Genomic DNA, 17,983 nt, shown 5'->3' on the forward strand with positions numbered 1-17,983 from the left:
AGACTTGGACATGGATTTGGTACCTCGTTGTGGATTGTTTCAAAAGCTATTAAACGTCCCAACGAGTGTGCCAAATCTTTTCCACTCTGACTTGCCCCCTCCATAGTTTCTCCGCGGCTCGTCGAGGAAGGGGGTGACGCCCGAGACCTCGGGTTGAAACCCGAGGCTGGCAACTGTCACCGCTCCGCGGTTGTTCGATCATCGGTTGATCTTGAGAACTGCGAAACGCATTCAATCGACCGCCCGTGGCGCATTGGGTTGCCAGAAAGAGCGGTGGGGCTGGATTCTGTCGGCGCATAAAAAAACCACCATCAAAAGAATCAATGGCGGTGTCAATTTTATCTACGAGATCAAGCCGTTCAGGCAGGAGTCACGTTTTCGGCACAAGGTCCTTTGGGACCACGACCTTCAGTGTAAGTGACTTTTTGACCTTCTTGCAGTTCGTCGTAACTCGCGCCTTCGACATTCGTGCAGTGGAAGAACAAGTCTTTCGGCCCTCCAGTGTCGATAAAACCGAAGCCTTTGTCGGTGAGCCGTTTGATTGTACCTTCTGCCATTCTTCTAATTCCTTCGTGTAGACTGTGATGCTTCTCGTGCCGAGTGCGCGAGCTATACCACCACGAGAGGGAGTATAACAGATTCCAGATGCTTGTGGTGAGTTGCGGCCGCTCAGATTTCCCAGAAAAAGTGAAATTTGGTGTTTTTCGGCTGATATCCTGACGAAACCGGCCTGCGGTCACCCGCAAACTGGTCACCGAACATGGATCTTTTGAGACTGAATCGTGATCAGATTCACTCCCTCATCGTAGGTCACGCTGCCAGATACGGTGACAATATCTCCCTTGGAAAGGCCCGCAAGATTGTCGGCCCGAGTCGTGCGAACGCTACCAGACTCATCGATCAACTGCACCACAGCCTTGGGCGCGTTGGCCAAGCGACGCTTGCAGAACGGGCAGTTGTCGGCGTGATCAGGATCGCCGCCCGTGTGATCTTCGTCGGGCAACTCACTCAGCATGAACGTCGCTGAACCGGGCTCAAATGCGTCAAACTCTCCCGCGTCGATCCTCCCGACCAGGGTGACCTCACTGGGCGCCGGCGTGGCCTCGTCTCCGAACCGCTCTTTCACTTCGGTCAACGAGAGCGCGTCTGCAGGCGCCTCGCTGAGCAGCACCGCTGGGTCAGCGTCCGAAGATGCCGTCTCGCTGCCAGATGGTTCGCAGCCGACAGCCATGATCAGGCAACCGGCGGCCAATGCCAAGGAATGAAAACGGTGAGTCATTGGAGGCCCCCGAGGACTTTGATGGAATCGTCAATGTCGCCACTGACTTCGCTGTATTCAGCCCCGTTTTCACCATGCAGCTTGGCATCCACCGATCCAAACGCGTCGAACAGAGCGTCCACTGCTGCCAGAGCCTGCTTCTTTTGCTCTTCGTTCAGATCGCTGCTTTTCGCCAGGGCTTCTGTTTGCTCCAGCAGCGTTCCAATGTCGTGCAATTCGTTGTGGATCGAATCAACATCGTCATCCGCGAAGCCGCTCGCGATGGTCGCCTTCATTTTGGACAGCTTCTCAACCGCAGCAGCAAACGACTTGGGTGCATCGGGCTTTTCCAGATGCACCAGAGCGTCGCTGCTCAACCCGGCCGCGTCGGCGTCAATGACTTCGTGGTCACCATGGTCATGGCCTTCATGCCCGTGAGCATCGTGGTCATGCCCCTCATGGTCATGGCCCTCGTGATCTCCGTGATCGTGATCATCATGACCATGATCGTCACCGGATTCCGAGGCAGACGTGGCTGCCGAATCCGTGGGGCTGGAAGGCTGGCAACCAGGGGTGGCCACCAGGGCCAACGAGAGCAAAGCGAGAAAGGTGATCTTGGTCATGGGGGCTGATTTCCGAGGAGGGGAGGCATTGGAAACGCTGAGAAAAAATCGTGAGAGCGTGCCTGCGAAAGCGCCAATTCGCGAAATGGGGTCGTCACAAATGGCTTCGAGCGCTGGTTTGCTACGCACCTTGGCATCCTAGCGTTCACCCGCTTTTGGGGAGCGACAAACCAAAATGGATTTCAACGCGGACACGGGGGAAGCGAACGCACAGTCTCCCATAGGTCTTATTTGCCCTGTCTTTCCATTCCAGAGGCAGTCCATTCAGCATTTGAGCCCCCTGGGACGCCTTTCCCACTGCGTCATCGCTTCGTAGTCCGGGTGGCCGATTCGGCGCTGGTGGCCTGCTGTTTCTCTGAGCCGTTTCGGCGTTCGCCTCGGTTCCACCACCACAGAACCGTGGCGAACGCCCGAACGGCTCAGATCATCCCCTTTCTTTCCAGCGGCAACTCAGCACGAGGAACCAGTTCAGAGGCATTTGAAACGGGCTGATTCGGCAACCATCGAACGGGCTTGGAAAGCGGGCTCGATCCAAGCCGGACTGATTCCCTATACTTCCTGGCTCTTCCAATTCGCGAGGACGCCTCGCCTTTGCTTCTTTCCAATCGCACGCACGCTGATGAGCATGACCGCCGCTGACCCGACCTCATCGGTCGCCTCCCCTTCCACCTCCCAACCCGCCATTCGTGTTTACAACACACTGAGCAAAACCAAGGAGCCGTTTTTGCCGCTGCGTGCTCCGCGTGTGGGCATGTATCTGTGCGGGCCAACGGTCTACGCCGAATCACACATTGGCCACATGGTTGGGCCGGTCATTTTCGACACAATCAAACGCTATCTGACCTACAGCGGGTTCGAAGTGACGTGGGTGGTCAACATCACCGACGTCGATGACAAACTGATCAAGAAGTCCAAGGAACGTGGCATCCCGATGAGCCAAATCGCGGTGGAGATGACCGCGGACTACTTGGCCAACCTCCGGGAACTGGGCGTCAATCAGATCGACCACTTGCCGCGTGCCACCGACCACATGCCGCAGATCATCGCGTTCATTGGATCGCTGGAATCGAAAGGCTTTGCCTACGCGATTGACGGCGACGTGTTCTTCGACGTGACCAAAGACCCTGGCTACGGGCAACTCTCCAATCGATCAGTCGAAGATCAGCAGGGCGAGGGCGGCGGCGCGGCAGCCAAGAAACGCAACCCCGGCGACTTTGCATTGTGGAAATCAGCCCGCCCAGGCGAACCGTACTGGGAAAGCCCTTGGGGCGACGGTCGACCAGGATGGCACATCGAGTGTTCTGCGATGAGCCACGAAATTCTGGGCGAAACCTTCGACATCCATGGCGGCGGGTTGGACCTGATGTTCCCGCACCACGAAAACGAGCGAGCGCAAAGCACGTGCTGCCACGGTGCGCCGATGGTGAAGTACTGGATGCACAACGGCTTGATGCGGGCTGGCGAGAAAGGCAAGGTTGGCGGCAAAAGCGACCGCGAAAACGCGGCGGCGGAAGCAGCCAGCGTCGAAGAACAAGCCTCGGGCAAGATCAGCCGCAGCAAAGGCGCCGGCGGTTTGGCCGATCTGATTCGCAGCCAGACCGGCGAACGCATCCGGTTCTTCTTGTTGCGAACTCAATATCGCAGCACGATTGTTTACAACGAAGAGACCTTGGCCGAAGCCGGCACATCACTGGAAGCGTTTTATCGTTACTTCGATCGCTTCGAAGAGATCACAGGCAGCTCGTTCTACGACCTGACCGCCGCGACCCGACGTGCCGAAGGCAGCTTTGATCCGGCGGGCGATGCATTGCTGACCGAGATCCATGCCATCCGCGAAAAATTCTTGGCCGCGATGGACGATGACTTCAACACGGGCGCCGCGATCAGCGTGCTGTTTGACGCTCTGCGGACCCTCAACCGTCACGTCGACGCCAACCAATTGGCCGCCGGTGCGGATGTGAAATCGCCCGCCGTGGAATCACTGGTCAAAGCCACCTCGGTCATCGCGGAACTGTCGCGTGTGCTGGGTTTGTTTGCAAAACCACCGGCCACCTCCGGTGGCGACGAAGCGGATGCAGAGCTCCTGGATTCCGTGGTGCATTTGTTGATCAACCTTCGCAAGGAAGCTCGCGAGCGAAAAGATTACGCCACTGGCGACGCCATCCGAGATCGACTGGCTGATCTCGGGGTCGCCCTGCTCGACAAGAAAGAAGGCACCTCTTGGGAACGCAAGTCATAACGGCACGCCCTGGATCGGCAGCCTGCATTTTAGGAATCGACCCGGGGCTCAACACCACTGGTTACGCGGTGATCTCGCGAGAGGGATCGCGTCTGTGCTTGCGTGAAGCGGGGGTGATCAAGTCACGCCGCTCTGACACGCTCCCAGAACGCTTGCAAGAAATCCATGTTGGGCTGTCGGAAGTTTTCGCGGCCCATCCCGTGGATCTGATGGCGGTGGAGCAATTGTTCTCGCATTACGATCGCCCTCGCACGGCGATCCTGATGGGGCACGCTCGCGGCGTGATCTGCCTGGCAGCCGCGACGGCTGGCGTGCCGGTCGAGCACTACGAACCAACTCGCGTGAAGAAGGTGATGACTGGCAACGGCCGAGCCCCCAAAAGCCAAATGCAATTGGCGGTGAAGATGCAATTGAACCTGCAATCTGCCCCCGAGCCCGACGACGTCGCCGATGCGATGGCAATCTGCCTGTGCGGGCACTACCTGGCCAACAACCCAATTGACCAAGCGCTGGCTTGAAGGCCAGCGCTCTCGTCGGCCTCCGGCGTGGACTGATCGCGATGACCGCGACAGTCCCCAAGGGAGCGAGATGGTTGAGAAGACTGGAGTTTGCTAGCCTACGTCGGCCCAGTAAAGGTGGCTTTGCAACACTCATCCGGTAGGGAGTTGCCTGAAAAGGTCCGCTCAACTGCCGGAGCGGCGCCGAAGCGGCTTGATCCGGCCTACCTGAGAAATCGATCACCTATCAATGTGAAACCCCATGTTGAAACCAGCTTCCGCAGTACGCTCTTTTCCTCTGGCGGAAGTCGGTTTGACCTTTGAGTGATTCACCGAACGGTCTGCCAACGCCACCTGCAGGCGATCTCGAAGGAGATGAATGCCAGCGGACATGGATGGATGCCGTCGGCCGCGAGGCGAAGCGGCTTGGGTGGCAGCGGTATGGGCTCTTGATGTTTGGCATTGTTTGCCAGTGCGTCACCCTTGCGATCACCTGGCCGCTCTGGCAAGCGCGGGCGATGCCACCGCACCTGCCGACGTTTGAACTGCCTTCGCTTTCCTTTGGCTGGCTCCTCATCGCTTCCCTTGCTTGGACCGTGATCCGTCCGAGGTCGGGGTTGGCAGTGCACTGGGGCATGTTGATTGTTGCAGCCGTCTTCGATCAGTTTCGTTTGCAGCCACAGTTCTTTTCCATCGCGTTGTTGATGGCGGCCTGCGTGCTGGACGCCGGTCATCGAATCGCCCGCTGGTCATTGGTGTCGACCTGGGTCTGGGCGGGGCTGCACAAACTCCTGTCGCCAGATTGGTTCGGGTACGCATCGCACTGGCTGGTCGCCCGCAGTGGGCTGGACGCCGACTCAACCTACCTGTGGTTCGCTGGCGCAGTGGCGGCCGTTGAGCTCGCCGTTGGGGTGCTTGCGATTTTCCGGCCGCGGTGGGCGGCACCTGCCTGCTTGGCCATGCACCTGGGGATCGCGTTGACGATCTCACCCTTGATCGTGAACTGGAACGAAAGCGTGCTTCCTTGGAACTTGTCGGTCGCGGTGATTGGCTCTTGGGTGATGTTGACCACGAAGTCCTGGCGGCCGGCCGCGGCCTGGGAGAAGGCGGTTTGTGCGGTCAGTTTGCTTGGCCCCATTGGGTTCTATGGCGGGTACGTCGATCACGGGTTTTCTGGCGTGCTCTACTCGGGTTCGATCCCGCAAGGACTGATCACTTCGCGGACCGGCACCCATCCGATTGAAGGTTGGGGCGACCTGCACGTTCCGTTTCCGAAAGAGCGACGGACGATCCGGATCTACTTTGAACAGGTTGCTATGCCAGGCGACAAATTGCATCTTGCGGATCCTCGGCCGTGGCTCGACGATGCTTTTTACGCGCTGGATTCGCAGGGCAACGCCCAAGCGATTGATCGAGACGAGTTCCTTGCCGGAATTCCAGTGGACAGCCTCGAGCGACTGAAGACGGATGAGGGCGTTGCCCTGGCAGGCTCTCCGAACCTGGCGACAATCGAATTCAGCGGAGTCGGAATCGACAGCCGGCGCTCCCTCTTCGAGCTGCAGAAAGCGGGCGTGCGAATGGTTCGCCGCGCCGAAGACCAGCCGATTTTCGCGATCGAATTCACCGCGGAGAATTTTGATCCCTCGCTACTGGAGCACGTGGCTCACCTGCCCAACCTGATGCAAATCCAGCTTGCTGGGACGAGTGTTCAGGATGAGGACTTGTCCAAGCTGGTTGACCTGCGATTGCTCACCGGCATTGGGCTGAACCAGACCAGCATCACCGACAGGGGAATCTCGCACCTGAGCGACCTGCCGTTCCTGCAGCACATCGAATGCGAGGGAACCAGCATCACTGCCGAAGGCCTCGATGCCGTGGTGAAGACTCCGTTCTAAGCAGGTCGGCAGGAGTCTTTCGGCGTTTGAAATGTCTTGGCAAGCGTGGTTGCTTCCACGTGTAACCGGGGCGAACGCTGGACTGCCAAATGTTTGGTGTTGACGCTCCGATAGCGGATGCAGCTTTTCTTCCGGCATGCTGTCCTTCTTCATCTCGGTAGGGATGCCAGGTGGTAGCCGGGGGTTGCTGCGTAGCAGCGTGCCCCCGGGGAACGAGCGTCCCAAAAAATACCCTCCATCCCGCCGTGGCCATCGGCCACGGCGGGATGGAGAGTGGCGACGTGGGTTTTGCCTGTCCGTCGGTGGCGCGATCGCTTGCCGACGGCTACCATCTGACATCCCTACCGGGATGAAAACTTGCGCAACCCCAGTGCGTCACGACGCCAAATATTCAGCAGTCCAGGCCAGCGCCCAAACGGCTCACATGGCTAGGCCCGATCATTCCTGCCGACCTGCTTAAAAGGCTCGCCCGACTTCACTCGTTGCCAGTTTCGGATCGGACCGGCAGGCCGAAGAATTGCGTTTCCTAGAGCGCAGCCCACTTTTGACGCCCCAAGAATTCGCGATGGACGCGGCTGCGAACCGCAAGCGAACGGATCGCACTCCGGTTATGTTCGAGGCAAATGGCTTCTGTCCTCGATGAGAGTTGATATGCGCGCGTTGAAATTTTGGGGTGGCTCAGCCGCGTTTTTGGCGATCGCGTTGAGCATGGCAAGCGAGGGGGCCGGCGATGACTTCACTCGCTTTCGCGGTGGGGATGCGACGGGCGTCGCGGCAGACCACCCTGAATTGCCGACGCAGTGGGACACCGAAACAAATGTCGCCTGGGTCGCAGATGTGCCTGGGCAGGGCTGGGGCAGCCCAGTCATTGTCGGTGAACGAGTGTTCGTCTCCGCCGTCGTGGCAGAAGAGGCAAACACGCCCCCGCAGGGAGGCTTGTACCTGGGCGAAGGCGTCCGCGATCCGGCCGCGGGAATCCACCACTGGATGGTGACCTGCTTTGACCTGGGCAGCGGCAAGGAGCTCTGGAAGCGAGAGGCACACGCGGGCCGTCCCCTCGTCCCGCGACACCCCAAAAGCTCTTACGCGGCGGAAACACCCGTGACCGATGGCGAGCGTTTGTTTGTCTTGTTCGGTGACCTGGGACTGTACTGCTACAACCTTGAGGGCGAACTGCTGTGGTCACGAAACATCGAACCGAAGCAGACCAACATGGATTACGGCGCGGCCGCTTCACCGGTTGTGCATGGCGATCAAGTGTTTGTGGTTTACGACAACAAAGAGGCGTCTTGGATCGCCGCCTTCGACACCCAAACCGGCGAACAGCGTTGGCGCACCGAACGTGACGAAACGATGTCCTGGGCAACCCCACTGGTTTGGCAAAATGAACTTCGCACGGAAATCGTTGTCCCAGGCAAAAACGCAAACCGAAGTTACTCCCTGAACGGAAAGGAGCTCTGGAGCTTCGATGGAGACATGTCGATCTTGGTCATCCCCTCGCCGTTTGCGGCGCACGGAATGTGCTACCTGTCATCCGGCTACGTCGGTGATTCCCACCGGCCTACGTTTGCGATTCGTCCCGGAGCGTCGGGAGAAATCGACACTTCCGATGGCTTCACCAGCAACCCGTACATCGAGTGGTATCAGCCGCGAGCTTCACCCTACAACACGACCCAGATCGTTGACGGCGACTACCTTTACACGGTCTACGACCAAGGCTTCATGACCTGCCACAACGCGTTGACTGGCGAGGAAGTCTACGGCAAGCAGCGGTTTTCGCCGAAAGGATCCTTCACGTCCTCGCCGTGGGCGTACGGCGGAAAGGTGTTTTGCCTCAGCGAGCAAGGGCTGACCTACGTCATCCAAGCTGGGCCGGACTTCAAGGTTCTCAACACCAACCCGCTGGATGAACTCTGCATCGCCACACCGAGCGTGAGCGATGGCAGGCTGCTGATCCGCACGCTGACGAAGGTCTACTGCATCAGCGAAGCGAGCGAATGAGTGAGCGAACCGTGGTTCACTCAGCGAGTCACCGAGCCGCTCGGGTAACCCGATGCCGCTCCCGTGCTGCCAGGCATGTAGCCGGCTGGCTGAACCGAGTTGGAACTGCCGGAAACGGAACCGGTTGCGGTTTGGTAAGCCGGGGACTCCGTCACAGCAGCGGCGGCGTTGGCGGCTGCGTCGGCAGTTGCCTTGGTGGCTCCCGATGCGACCGATGCGACACGGTCTTTCGTTGCGGAAATCGATTCACCCAAGTTGTCTGGCAACCCGATTGCCGAGATGGCGGGTGAAGACTTGGTTTCGCTGGACGCCGTGGCCGATGCGTTCGGCCCGGACATCAAATCGCTTGGAAGCGAAAACGCCGAGCCTGTCTTTGGTGCACTGGATTGTTGCTGTGCCACAATCGCATCCATTTCAGATCCTGGCAAAGTGAATCCGTTGGACTTGCTTGCTGGTGTGCCTGACTGAGCGGCGATTGCATCAGCTCCTGCCGGGGCCGAGGTCGATGGCACGCTGATTGGCGGCATTGCCGTTGGGCGCGGTGTCGTGGCTTGAGGCGAAGCAGAGGGCTGCGTTCCCATTGCGTAGCCATTGGCCGAAGCGGCCGCGTAACTGGCAGGTTGCGAAGGGGTCTGGCTTCCTGGCAACGTATACGAAGCCGGCGGCAGAGAGCCATTGGACTGCGACGCGACCGCGCCATAAGGGGTGGTCGCGGAAGCCGGTGGCGTGCTGGGAACACCGGGTGTGCTGTTGACCGTTGGCAAGCCAGCGGTGCTGGTTGCCGCGTACATGTTCGATGAGGAGCCACCTGGCATTCCGCTCGGCGTGGTGGCAGGTGCAGTGCCACCGGCGATCGATGCAATCGCGTTCGGTGTCGCTTTGGATGATGGCGGCTGCGGGTAAGTCAGTGAGGGGCCAGTGCCGGCCAATGTCTCAGCGGAGGGTTCCCCTCGCATGCCGAACATGTTAAAGCTTGGACGTCCGCTGCGGCAGCCCGTGGCAGCGATGCTCGCGGTCACACAAAAACCGATTGCGGCGTGGGCGACCAGGGTTCGCGCGGCGTTTCGAGTTTGAGTTGATCGTGTCGTCATCGTCGCGTCCTTCCGTCGGAGGCGGATTGGGTGTTGTCGAAATGGTTTCAGTGCGTTGAATCGACCGATTCAATCGTCCAATGAAGCCAAACCGGAAAATCCAGTCCAATTGATACAGGCGGCCGCGAATCGATTGGCCGTCATACAAGCAGCCCATGTGAAGAACACACCAGGCGACTTGTTTAACTAGGGATTCTGCCTCGGTGGTGTCAAGAGATCCGCGACTGCAAAAATCACAGGTACATCGCTTGGAAGCCGTCACCGTCTTCGATTTGCCGCTGGATTTTTTCCAAGCGTTTTTCGGTTTGGGTCAGATCACCTGCTTGGATGTAGCGGTCAAACTCCACCGCAATGGAATGCTTGACCGACTCAGCCAAGAACTCCACAGCCGGTTCGTTCAGCCAATCGCAGGTTTCTTCGCTGAGTGTCACCAACAGATCGACCGCCTTCGTTTTCAGATCCTTTTCACCGGTCATCACGACGCCCTCGACATGAAACTCGACGCGACCTCGATCCGGGTCGTTGGTCAGATGAAAGGCACAGCGAGCGCGGTGCAGGTAATACGTGTTGTGGGTGCCATGTTTGGCGAGCGCCGCTTTGACTCGCAGGACAAACGCTTCGTAGTTCGGCGACGCATCCAACGGGACGTCCAACCGAGAAACGGTGCGAAGCGGCAAACAATCAAATTCGAATTCGACCCAACGACCCAACATTCCACTCTCCTGGTGCACTGCGTGACAACTTTCACAAACCCCATTCCTGTTTCGACAACCGGGGCACGCGACTTGCCTTTGTGACGCATTTCACCGTGAATTGCGACCCCAACGGCGAAGCCGCTCGCCCAGTACGCACGAAGTGAGCCCAGGGTTGAAAGGCCGTCTTGGATTTGCCGACTGGAATTTTCTTGACGGAGTCTCCCTGGAGGCCTCAAAGTGATCTCAGGTGAAGACTCTTTCTACAGATCCTGCCTTGTCAAATGAGGACTCTCGTCATGACCAAAACCATTGGAACCGCAACGCTTCCCACCCCCAGCCCTGGAACCATGCCGCATGTGACGGCTCGCGAGATGATGGTACGCAACCTCATCACGCTGTCACCCCAAATGGATTCCCTGGAAGCTCTCGACGTGTTGCTGCGGCAACGCATCTCCGGTGCCCCCGTGGTGGATGACGACGGCCATTTCGTCGGTGTCTTTTCAGAGAAATCTTGCATGAAGTTTGTCGTGGGGATGGCCTACGAAAATCTTCCCAGCATTCCGGTGGGTGATCTGACGGACAAGAACCCACCGACGATCAGTGAAGAAACCGATTTGTTGACCATCGCACAAACGTTCTTGAACGCCGCCTGTCGTCGGTTGCCAGTGCTGGACAGCGAGGGCAGGCTACGCGGACAAATTTCTCGCCGCGACGTGATGCGTGCTGTTCGCAGTCACATGCAGACACCAACCAAACCACAAACGCATACCGGTTTGTATCTCAGTGCGATTTTCTCCTCTGACGAACGTCGCGTCTGACGCAGGCACGACGCGTTTTGCCCCCCACCGTGGTAGAGGTCGAGCAGCTTTCGAATGCCGTGTACGCCCGAACGGCGTCGCGCGTCCTCCCCAAAAACTTCGTTTCGTGAGGGGAGCGCCGTATGGAAACACGCTAGAAAACGACATCAAGAAGCCGCACGACCTCGGTCGACGAGAGCGCCCCGTGGCGGTTCGGTCTCGCTGGCGAATGAGTGGGAGGGGCGACTGCGAACTGGATTCCGTTGGGAACTGGATTCATGGGTTGCAGGGGAATTGCCCGGGGAACAGTGTTCGGCGATAATGCCGGCCCATCGCCACGAGGGCGTTTGCTCTCGTGTTACGATCCGTTTTGAATGGATCCTGTTCCCTGTTTTCCTGGAGACCTCCATGCCACGTCCCGTTACGATTTTCACTGGTCAATGGGCCGATTTGCCGATCGAAGAGATGGCAGCCATGACCGCCGACTTCGGATACGACGGGATCGAATTGGCTTGCTGGGGCGATCACTTCGAAGTCGACAAAGCGCTCGCAGAAGACGACTACTGCGAAAAAAAGCACGCGTTGCTTGCCAAGCACAACCTGCAATGCCACGCGATCAGCGCTCACTTGGTCGGGCAAGCCGTGCTGGACAAAATCGACGAGCGGCACAAATCCATTCTGCCTGAATACATTTGGGGCGATGGCGATCCTGAAGCGGTCAACCAACGCGCGATCGAAGAACTGAAGAACACCGCTCGTGCGGCCCAGAAGTTCGGCGTCGATGTCGTCAACGGCTTCACCGGCAGCAGCATCTGGCACCTGCTGTATTCGTTCCCACCCGTTTCCCCCGCCATGATTGACGCGGGATTCGACCTGTTGGCAGAACGCTTCAATCCAATCTTGGATGTGTTTGGTGAGTGCGGCGTGCGTTTCGCGTTGGAAGTTCACCCCACCGAAATCGCGTTCGATATCTACACCGCGCAACGAGCCCTGGAAGCACTCGACAATCGGCCTGAGTTTGGATTCAACTTTGACCCCAGTCACTTGATCTGGCAGGGCATCGATCCGGTCCAGTTCATCCGCATGTTCCCCGACCGCATTTACCACGTGCACATCAAAGACGCGATTGTGACCCTGGATGGTCGCACGGGAATCAACGCCAGTCACCTGAACTTTGGTGACTCACGACGCGGTTGGGACTTCCGAAGTCCTGGACGCGGTGGCGTGAACTTTGAAGAGATCATTCGTGCTCTCAATGAGATCGATTACCAAGGTCCCCTGTCGATCGAATGGGAAGACAGTGGCATGGAACGCACGTTTGGTGCTCGGGAGGCCTGCGAGTTCACCAAGAAGCTGGACTTCTCGCCCAGCAACCGTGCTTTTGACGCCGCCTTCGACGACGAGAACGCCTGAGTCGCATGATCGACATCACAGTCAACGGCCGCCCCACGCAGATCGATCGGCCGATGCCGATCGACGAGTTGCTGGTCACGGTCGAAGTCCCGAAGAATTATCTCGCGGTCGAAGTCAACGAAGACGTCGTCCCGCGAGAGAACTACGCCGCGACAATCGTTGGCGAAGGTGATCGCGTCGAGGTGGTGACCTTGGTCGGTGGCGGCTGATCGGCCGGATCGGTGGTCGGTGATTCCACGTTGATTGCCCGACCACATCAGCCTCGTCGAGTTTGGACGACCGAGTCCGCTTGGCCAATTGCTGGGCAGAGAAAGGACCGGGGATTGTTGCTGCGATCGATCGGTTGTCTGATCAGGGCGGATGCATCGGTCCCTCGCATTCCAAACGAGACCGTTGCGACGCTTTCCTTCCCTTTCCACCCATCTGTTTCCTATGACCACCGACGCTCTTTCCGATTCACCGCTCAAGATCGGATCGCACACGCTGAACAGCCGATTGCTGGTTGGCACCGGGCGTTACGACACGATGGAACAGATGCGTGATTCCCTGGACGCATCCGGCACAGAATGCGTCACGGTGGCGGTTCGTCGCGAGCGGTTGTACGACCGAACGGGCCAGAATATCCTGGATTTCATCGACTCGGATCGCTACATCCTGCTTCCCAACACGGCGGGTTGCTACACCGCGGCCGATGCCGTGCGTGCAGCGAAGCTTGGTCGAGAAATCTTGCGGACGCTTGGCAACCCCGGCTCGGACTGGGTCAAACTGGAAGTCCTCGGTGACAGCAAAACGCTGCTTCCCGATCCGGTGGAAACCGTGGCGGCGTGCGAGCAACTCGCTGCCGATGGCTTTTCGGTGCTTTGCTACACCAGCGACTGCCCGGTCACTGCCCAACGCCTGAAAAAGGTGGGTGCCGCAGCGGTCATGCCAGCAGGCAGCCCGATTGGCAGCGGAGCGGGGATCCTGAACCCCAACAACCTGCAGATCATCTTGGAATACCTGAAGGAAGACGACGAAGATTATCCGGTCATCATTGATGCGGGTGTTGGAACGGCCAGCGATGTGTCCGTGGCGATGGAATTGGGGGCCGATGGTGTGTTGCTCAACACCGCGATCGCGCACGCTCGAGAGCCCGTTCGGATGGCTCATGCGATGCGAATGGCGGTCGACGCTGGGCGCCACGCCGCCCTGGCCGGACGCATCCCGAAACGTTTGTATGGAACCGCAAGCAGCCCACAGGAAGGTGTGATCAGCACGCGTCCTTACGGTTCGCAAGCCAATGAAATTGGGGATTGATCATGTCGATGGAAGATCGAATCACCGAACTTGAAATCCAACTCGTTCACACCCAACGAGTTTGCGAGCAACTCAACGAAATCGTGACCGAGCTGTCACTCGATGCACAACGTCGCGAACGTGAAATGAAGCGACTCGCCGATCAATTGAAGGACCTCAAAAACAAGGCCACCGAACGCGGTGGCGACCTGGAAGACGAACGACCACCGCACTATTGAACCGCCAGCCCTGATTGAATCGGCTGGCCGATTGAACCGGGTGGCCGTTGGGATCAGGTGGCCGTTGGGATCAGGTGGGCTGGTCGAACCGAGTGACCTGCCGCCGAGTGCGACGCAAATTCCCGCGGATTGGCGATGCCATTCAGAGGCCGCCGTTTAACAACGGCAACTGGCTGAACGTCACCGCTCATCGCTCTGCGACGGGCGTAGAAAGCCGACGTGCGATTTTATTCCGACTGGGCGGACTTTTCCGTGGAGGCCGACTGGGTGGATTGCCGATGGCAGAGGGGACCGTGTCTCGTTTCCTCCCATCGATCTTGGCTGCTGCACATGTCATCCAATTCACCTTCTCAGCGACCGCCCGCCAACGAACTGACGGCGGAAGAATTGATCCTTCAGATGGAAGTCGAAGAGGTCCAAGAACTGCTCGGTGACATGGGATTTGACCCTCGGCCCGAGTTCGCACGTGGGATCCAGCAACTGGTTGCTTCGCTGGGCTCGCTCGACGCGGCCATCATTGCGTTGCAAGACAACCTGGTTCAGCGCCGCGCCGCCTGAATTGCCAGATCGACCTGGTCGCTGGCTATGGCTTTTGCGCGGAACGGTTAAACTTGGCAGTCCGTCACGGTTCAACGAATCGAAGACCGCCGCTTTCGCCAGCCAATTGATGTTGCCCATGCCCACCAGTGTCCTCCCGACCGACCGACGCTATCAACAAGGTGGCTGGCTGTTCCTGGGAACACTGCTGGTGTTCTTCCTCAGCAGTCTGCTGCTTTACGGCATTTACGCGAGCAGTCGGCTGGGCGACTCGCAATCGTCGGCTCCGTTGCCCGATGCATTTCTCACCAGCACGGCGTGCTTGCTCGTGATCAGCGGATTGGTGCACTGGGGCACACGAACGGTTCGCCGGTCGAAACGCGTCTTGACTGGATCGCTGCTGGCGACCAGTGCGATTGCCGCGGTCGCGTTCATGGCGATCCAATACGTCGCGATGCTAGAGTTGCTCAGCGGCCCCGCCATGCAAGGCGGCACCGGAAAAGGTGTCGCTGGGATGGTCGTGGTGCTCGCGTTCCTGCACGCCCTGCACGTGGCCGGTGGCGTGATCGCACTGGGCATCGTGTCCGTGCGATCGATGCTTGGGAAATATGACCACGAACGACACTGGCCGGTCGATTTCGCCGCCCAGTACTGGCACTTCTTGGACGTGGTTTGGCTGTGCATGCTCGGCACGTTCGTTGTCACCACCGGTGGTTTCGCAGGCATCTCGTTGTAGGCCGCACGCACGGATGGCAATGCTAGAACCGCTTTCCAAAGCCCTGCTCATTCACTGTCGTGGCGAAAATCACAACCCGACGCGTCAGCGAGGGACCATGCGGCGGATCAGTGGTGAGTCCCTCGCTGACGCGTCGGGTTGTGGTGAGGAGCCAAGTGACACGCCGAAAGGACGTTGCCTCAAGCCGCCTTTTCCGGGGCCTGGCGACCCCGGCAATGGCTGTGTCGGCCCCTCTGGGCCTAGAGTGAGCTCAACTTCAACCATTCGCAGATGGCACTGTACGGCCCCAAGCTAGCAGCTAATCGCTAGTCGCTATCAGCTTGCTTCAGTCGGGAGCCATGATTCGGATGAGCGAGTTCTCACGCAAGATGTGCGTCACTCAAGACCAGGTTGCATGGCTAATCAGTGCACCGGAGAGAACGGTGTACCGGATGGTGGGTGGCACAATCCGGCGATCGTCACGCGTTTTGAAGTTGCGCTTTTGCGGTCGGTTTTGTTGGCCGACGGCCAACATCAACCCACACGTTTTGGATTGAACTTGGCCGTTGGCCAAAATGGGAGCGTGTTTTCCTGGTCCAGGGGCGTTGCCTGGGCTGATAAAAATGTTGGCAGGATGGTAAGTGTGCGAACCGAATTCAACTCATTGAAAAAGTTAAATTGACAATTGAAAAATGCAAATTGATGCGATTTCATCCACGCATTCCGGCATTTTACAATTGTCAATTTACACTTTCACTTTTTCAATAACGACCAACGCCGTATCAATAGCATTCGTCGGAAACTGCCCAAACCGCCTGGTTGATTTCATTTTTATCAGCCCAGGCGTTGCCGGCTGGCTATGTTGAAAAAGGCCGTTGGCCAACAAACCAACTGCGTTAGCACCATCGAAATCGCAGTCCAAGACAAGTCCAGGCCACTAGTGGTTTGTCACAGCTAAAAGTTAGGGTTGATCGTAGTGGACGAGGCCACGAGTCCTTGGATTTTACGCCAGTTCAGGACTCGTGGCCTCGTCCACTACCCTAAAAACAAGTCCTGACAGGCCACTAGTCTTTTTCAGTGGCTGGGAACCGTTGGCGTTGATCGCTGGGGACTGGTTTGCCGCTTTTGAGGTTCCACCATTCGTGAGCTCGTTCGGGATCGTAGCTCGGGTTCGGCATTGGCGTCCGGGCCAGCACGCTGCTTCTCCACTGCGTCAACTTGCGTTTGAGGTCGCCTGCTCGACCTTTCTTCTCAGAGGCTAGGTTCTTCGTTTCGCCCAGGTCGTTTGCCAGGTTGTAAAGTTCGAGGTCCCCGGTGCCGTCCAAGTACTCGATCAGCTTCCACTCTCGTTCGCGAATGGCGCTGGCGGGTCGGTCATGGTGGTAGTGCGGGTAGTGCCAATGCAGTGCATCTCGATCGAGTCGGCTGGTTGGATCAGACAGCAGTGGCGCCAGGCTGTGGCCGTCGATCGTTTGGTTGGCGGGCAGTTCGCCACCGGCCAATTCAACAAACGTGGGGTAGAAGTCATGGCTGATCGTCGGTTCGTCACAGACGCCGGCTGATTTCACGGTCGCTAGATGACGGATGATCAAGGGGACTCGAATGCCGCCTTCGTGAAGCGAGCCTTTTTCGCCTTTCAGAGGAGCTTGTGTGCTGACGAGATCGTCGGCGGCTTCTCGGTAGTCGTATCGTTGGTAGAGTCCGCCGTTGTCGGAAGTGAACACAACCATCGTGTCATCCGAGATCCCCAGTTCGTCGAGCGACTCAAGCAAACGGCCGACCATGTCGTCGCAGTGCTCGATCATGGCGGCGTAAACCGGATGAGGCAGTGACTTGCCGGTCTGCTTTGCTTTGGCCTCGTACTTTTGAACTTTCTCTGACATCGCACCCAACGGAATGTGAACCGCGAATGGCGATAGCATCAGGAAGAACGGTTGGTCTTTGTTCTGCTTCATGAAGTCGATGCAGAGGTCGGCTTCGAAGTCAGTGCGGTACTGGTTGGGTTTTGGTTTCAGATCGGAACGTCCCTGGACTCGGTAGCGACCGGGGAGATGAGGCCCGCCGATGACGGCGCTGAAGTCGTAGCCTTGTCGATCGGGTTGGAATTCAGGGCCGTTGCCCAGGTGCCACTTGCCAACGTACCCCGTCGTGTAACCCGCCGCCTTCATGGATTCCGCGACGGTGACCGTGTCCAGCGGCAACGCCATGGTGGTCTGCGGCGTGATGACTCGTTCGAACGGACGCCAGTGCCCCGGGATGTGAGCGGTGATTCCGATCCGAGCTTGATTCTGCCCCGATTGAACGGCACACCGTGTCGGTGAGCAGACAGCACCGGAAGCGTAGAAGTTCGTGAACTTCAGGCCCTCGGCGGCGAGTTGGTCGATGTGCGGTGTCTCGACCAAATCGTTGCCGTAGCAACCGATGTCTTTCCACCCCAGATCATCGATGAAAATCAACAGGATGTTGGACTGATCAGCGCGTGCTTGCGAAGAGAAGCAACATGCGATCAACGCGATCGCCAGGGCGAACGGGGGCACTCGAAGTGTCACAGTGATTTCCAATGGGTGGGGAATTGGATGGTGGGACCTCGAATGATAATCCATTGCGCTGGGGCGGTTGAGGACCGCGCATGAAAAACTCCCTTCCGATGCCTCGAAAGGGAGTTTCGTGTTCTCTCAGATTTTCGCAGGGCCAGCCGCTCAAACCGT

At 58.3% G+C, this 17,983-nt stretch carries 17 protein-coding genes; 11 read left to right on the forward strand and 6 right to left on the reverse strand.

What is annotated here, in order from left to right; all coding sequences use genetic code 11:
• Positions 1 to 359 precede the first annotated feature (359 nt).
• From RISK_RS08420 to RISK_RS08430, 3 genes are all read right to left on the reverse strand, one after another.
• Positions 360 to 557, reverse strand: coding sequence for a cold-shock protein (locus RISK_RS08420; protein WP_007326931.1), 198 nt, complete (start codon positions 555 to 557; stop codon positions 360 to 362).
• Positions 558 to 751: 194 nt separating this feature from the next.
• The gene (locus RISK_RS08425; protein ID WP_047813854.1) at positions 752 to 1,279 is read right to left on the reverse strand and encodes a hypothetical protein; all 528 of its coding nucleotides are present in this window, start codon (positions 1,277 to 1,279) and stop codon (positions 752 to 754) included.
• Positions 1,276 to 1,881, reverse strand: coding sequence for a hypothetical protein (locus RISK_RS08430; protein ID WP_047813855.1), 606 nt, complete (start codon positions 1,879 to 1,881; stop codon positions 1,276 to 1,278). Before RISK_RS08430 ends, RISK_RS08425 begins: the two co-directional genes overlap by 4 nt.
• 619 nt (positions 1,882 to 2,500) lie before the next feature.
• Between RISK_RS08430 and cysS the strand changes: the two genes are divergently transcribed.
• From cysS to RISK_RS08450, 4 genes are all read left to right on the forward strand, one after another.
• Positions 2,501 to 4,120, forward strand: a complete 1,620-nt coding sequence (gene cysS, locus RISK_RS08435) for a cysteine--tRNA ligase (RefSeq protein ID WP_047813856.1) — start codon at positions 2,501 to 2,503, stop codon at positions 4,118 to 4,120.
• The gene (gene ruvC, locus RISK_RS08440) at positions 4,102 to 4,638 is read left to right on the forward strand and encodes a crossover junction endodeoxyribonuclease RuvC (protein WP_173442637.1); all 537 of its coding nucleotides are present in this window, start codon (positions 4,102 to 4,104) and stop codon (positions 4,636 to 4,638) included. The genes cysS and ruvC overlap by 19 nt, the downstream gene beginning before the upstream one ends.
• Positions 4,639 to 4,937: 299 nt before the next feature.
• Positions 4,938 to 6,512, forward strand: coding sequence for a hypothetical protein (locus RISK_RS08445; RefSeq protein WP_083434853.1), 1,575 nt, complete (start codon positions 4,938 to 4,940; stop codon positions 6,510 to 6,512).
• Positions 6,513 to 7,163: 651 nt separating this feature from the next.
• Positions 7,164 to 8,513, forward strand: coding sequence for an outer membrane protein assembly factor BamB family protein (locus tag RISK_RS08450; RefSeq protein ID WP_053061096.1), 1,350 nt, complete (start codon positions 7,164 to 7,166; stop codon positions 8,511 to 8,513).
• Between the two features lie 20 nt (positions 8,514 to 8,533).
• Here the strand turns inward: RISK_RS08450 and RISK_RS08455 are convergent, their stop codons facing one another.
• Both RISK_RS08455 and RISK_RS08460 read right to left on the reverse strand, forming a co-directional pair.
• Positions 8,534 to 9,604: a hypothetical protein gene (locus tag RISK_RS08455; RefSeq protein WP_236696151.1), complete on the reverse strand. Its 1,071-nt coding sequence runs from the start codon at positions 9,602 to 9,604 to the stop codon at positions 8,534 to 8,536.
• 233 nt (positions 9,605 to 9,837) lie between these two features.
• Positions 9,838 to 10,317: a hypothetical protein gene (locus tag RISK_RS08460; RefSeq protein ID WP_047813858.1), complete on the reverse strand. Its 480-nt coding sequence runs from the start codon at positions 10,315 to 10,317 to the stop codon at positions 9,838 to 9,840.
• Positions 10,318 to 10,595: 278 nt separating this feature from the next.
• On the opposite strand from RISK_RS08460, the gene RISK_RS08465 reads away from it, so the two are divergent.
• The 7 genes from RISK_RS08465 to RISK_RS08495 all read left to right on the forward strand — a co-directional run bounded on the left by RISK_RS08465 (position 10,596) and on the right by RISK_RS08495 (position 15,296).
• Entirely contained in the window at positions 10,596 to 11,117 is a 522-nt protein-coding gene (locus RISK_RS08465) for a CBS domain-containing protein (RefSeq protein ID WP_053061128.1), read from the forward strand.
• Between the two features lie 387 nt (positions 11,118 to 11,504).
• Complete coding sequence (locus RISK_RS08470; RefSeq protein WP_047813859.1) at positions 11,505 to 12,509, forward strand: sugar phosphate isomerase/epimerase family protein; 1,005 nt, start codon at positions 11,505 to 11,507, stop codon at positions 12,507 to 12,509.
• Positions 12,510 to 12,514: 5 nt separating this feature from the next.
• A complete protein-coding gene (gene thiS / locus RISK_RS08475; protein ID WP_047813860.1) occupies positions 12,515 to 12,718 on the forward strand; it encodes a sulfur carrier protein ThiS in 204 nt (67 codons plus the stop codon).
• Positions 12,719 to 12,941: 223 nt separating this feature from the next.
• On the forward strand, positions 12,942 to 13,805 hold the full coding sequence (locus RISK_RS08480; RefSeq protein WP_047813861.1) for a thiazole synthase: 864 nt from the start codon (positions 12,942 to 12,944) through the stop codon (positions 13,803 to 13,805).
• A 2-nt stretch (positions 13,806 to 13,807) separates the two neighbouring features.
• Positions 13,808 to 14,023, forward strand: coding sequence for a SlyX family protein (locus RISK_RS08485; protein WP_047813862.1), 216 nt, complete (start codon positions 13,808 to 13,810; stop codon positions 14,021 to 14,023).
• A gap of 330 nt (positions 14,024 to 14,353) precedes the next feature.
• Positions 14,354 to 14,581, forward strand: coding sequence for a hypothetical protein (locus RISK_RS08490; RefSeq protein ID WP_047813863.1), 228 nt, complete (start codon positions 14,354 to 14,356; stop codon positions 14,579 to 14,581).
• A gap of 118 nt (positions 14,582 to 14,699) precedes the next feature.
• Positions 14,700 to 15,296 carry a cytochrome c oxidase subunit 3 gene (locus tag RISK_RS08495; protein WP_047814143.1) on the forward strand — a complete coding sequence of 199 codons (597 nt, stop codon included), beginning with the start codon at positions 14,700 to 14,702 and terminating at the stop codon, positions 15,294 to 15,296.
• A gap of 1,043 nt (positions 15,297 to 16,339) precedes the next feature.
• On the opposite strand, the gene RISK_RS08505 is transcribed toward RISK_RS08495, so the two are convergent.
• Positions 16,340 to 17,824 (reverse strand): sulfatase, encoded by a 1,485-nt coding sequence (locus RISK_RS08505; RefSeq protein ID WP_236696153.1) that lies wholly within the window; start codon positions 17,822 to 17,824, stop codon positions 16,340 to 16,342.
• Positions 17,825 to 17,983 lie beyond the last annotated feature (159 nt).

It is taken from the genome of Rhodopirellula islandica (assembly GCF_001027925.1).
GTDB classification, from domain to species: Bacteria; Planctomycetota; Planctomycetia; order Pirellulales; family Pirellulaceae; genus Rhodopirellula; species Rhodopirellula islandica.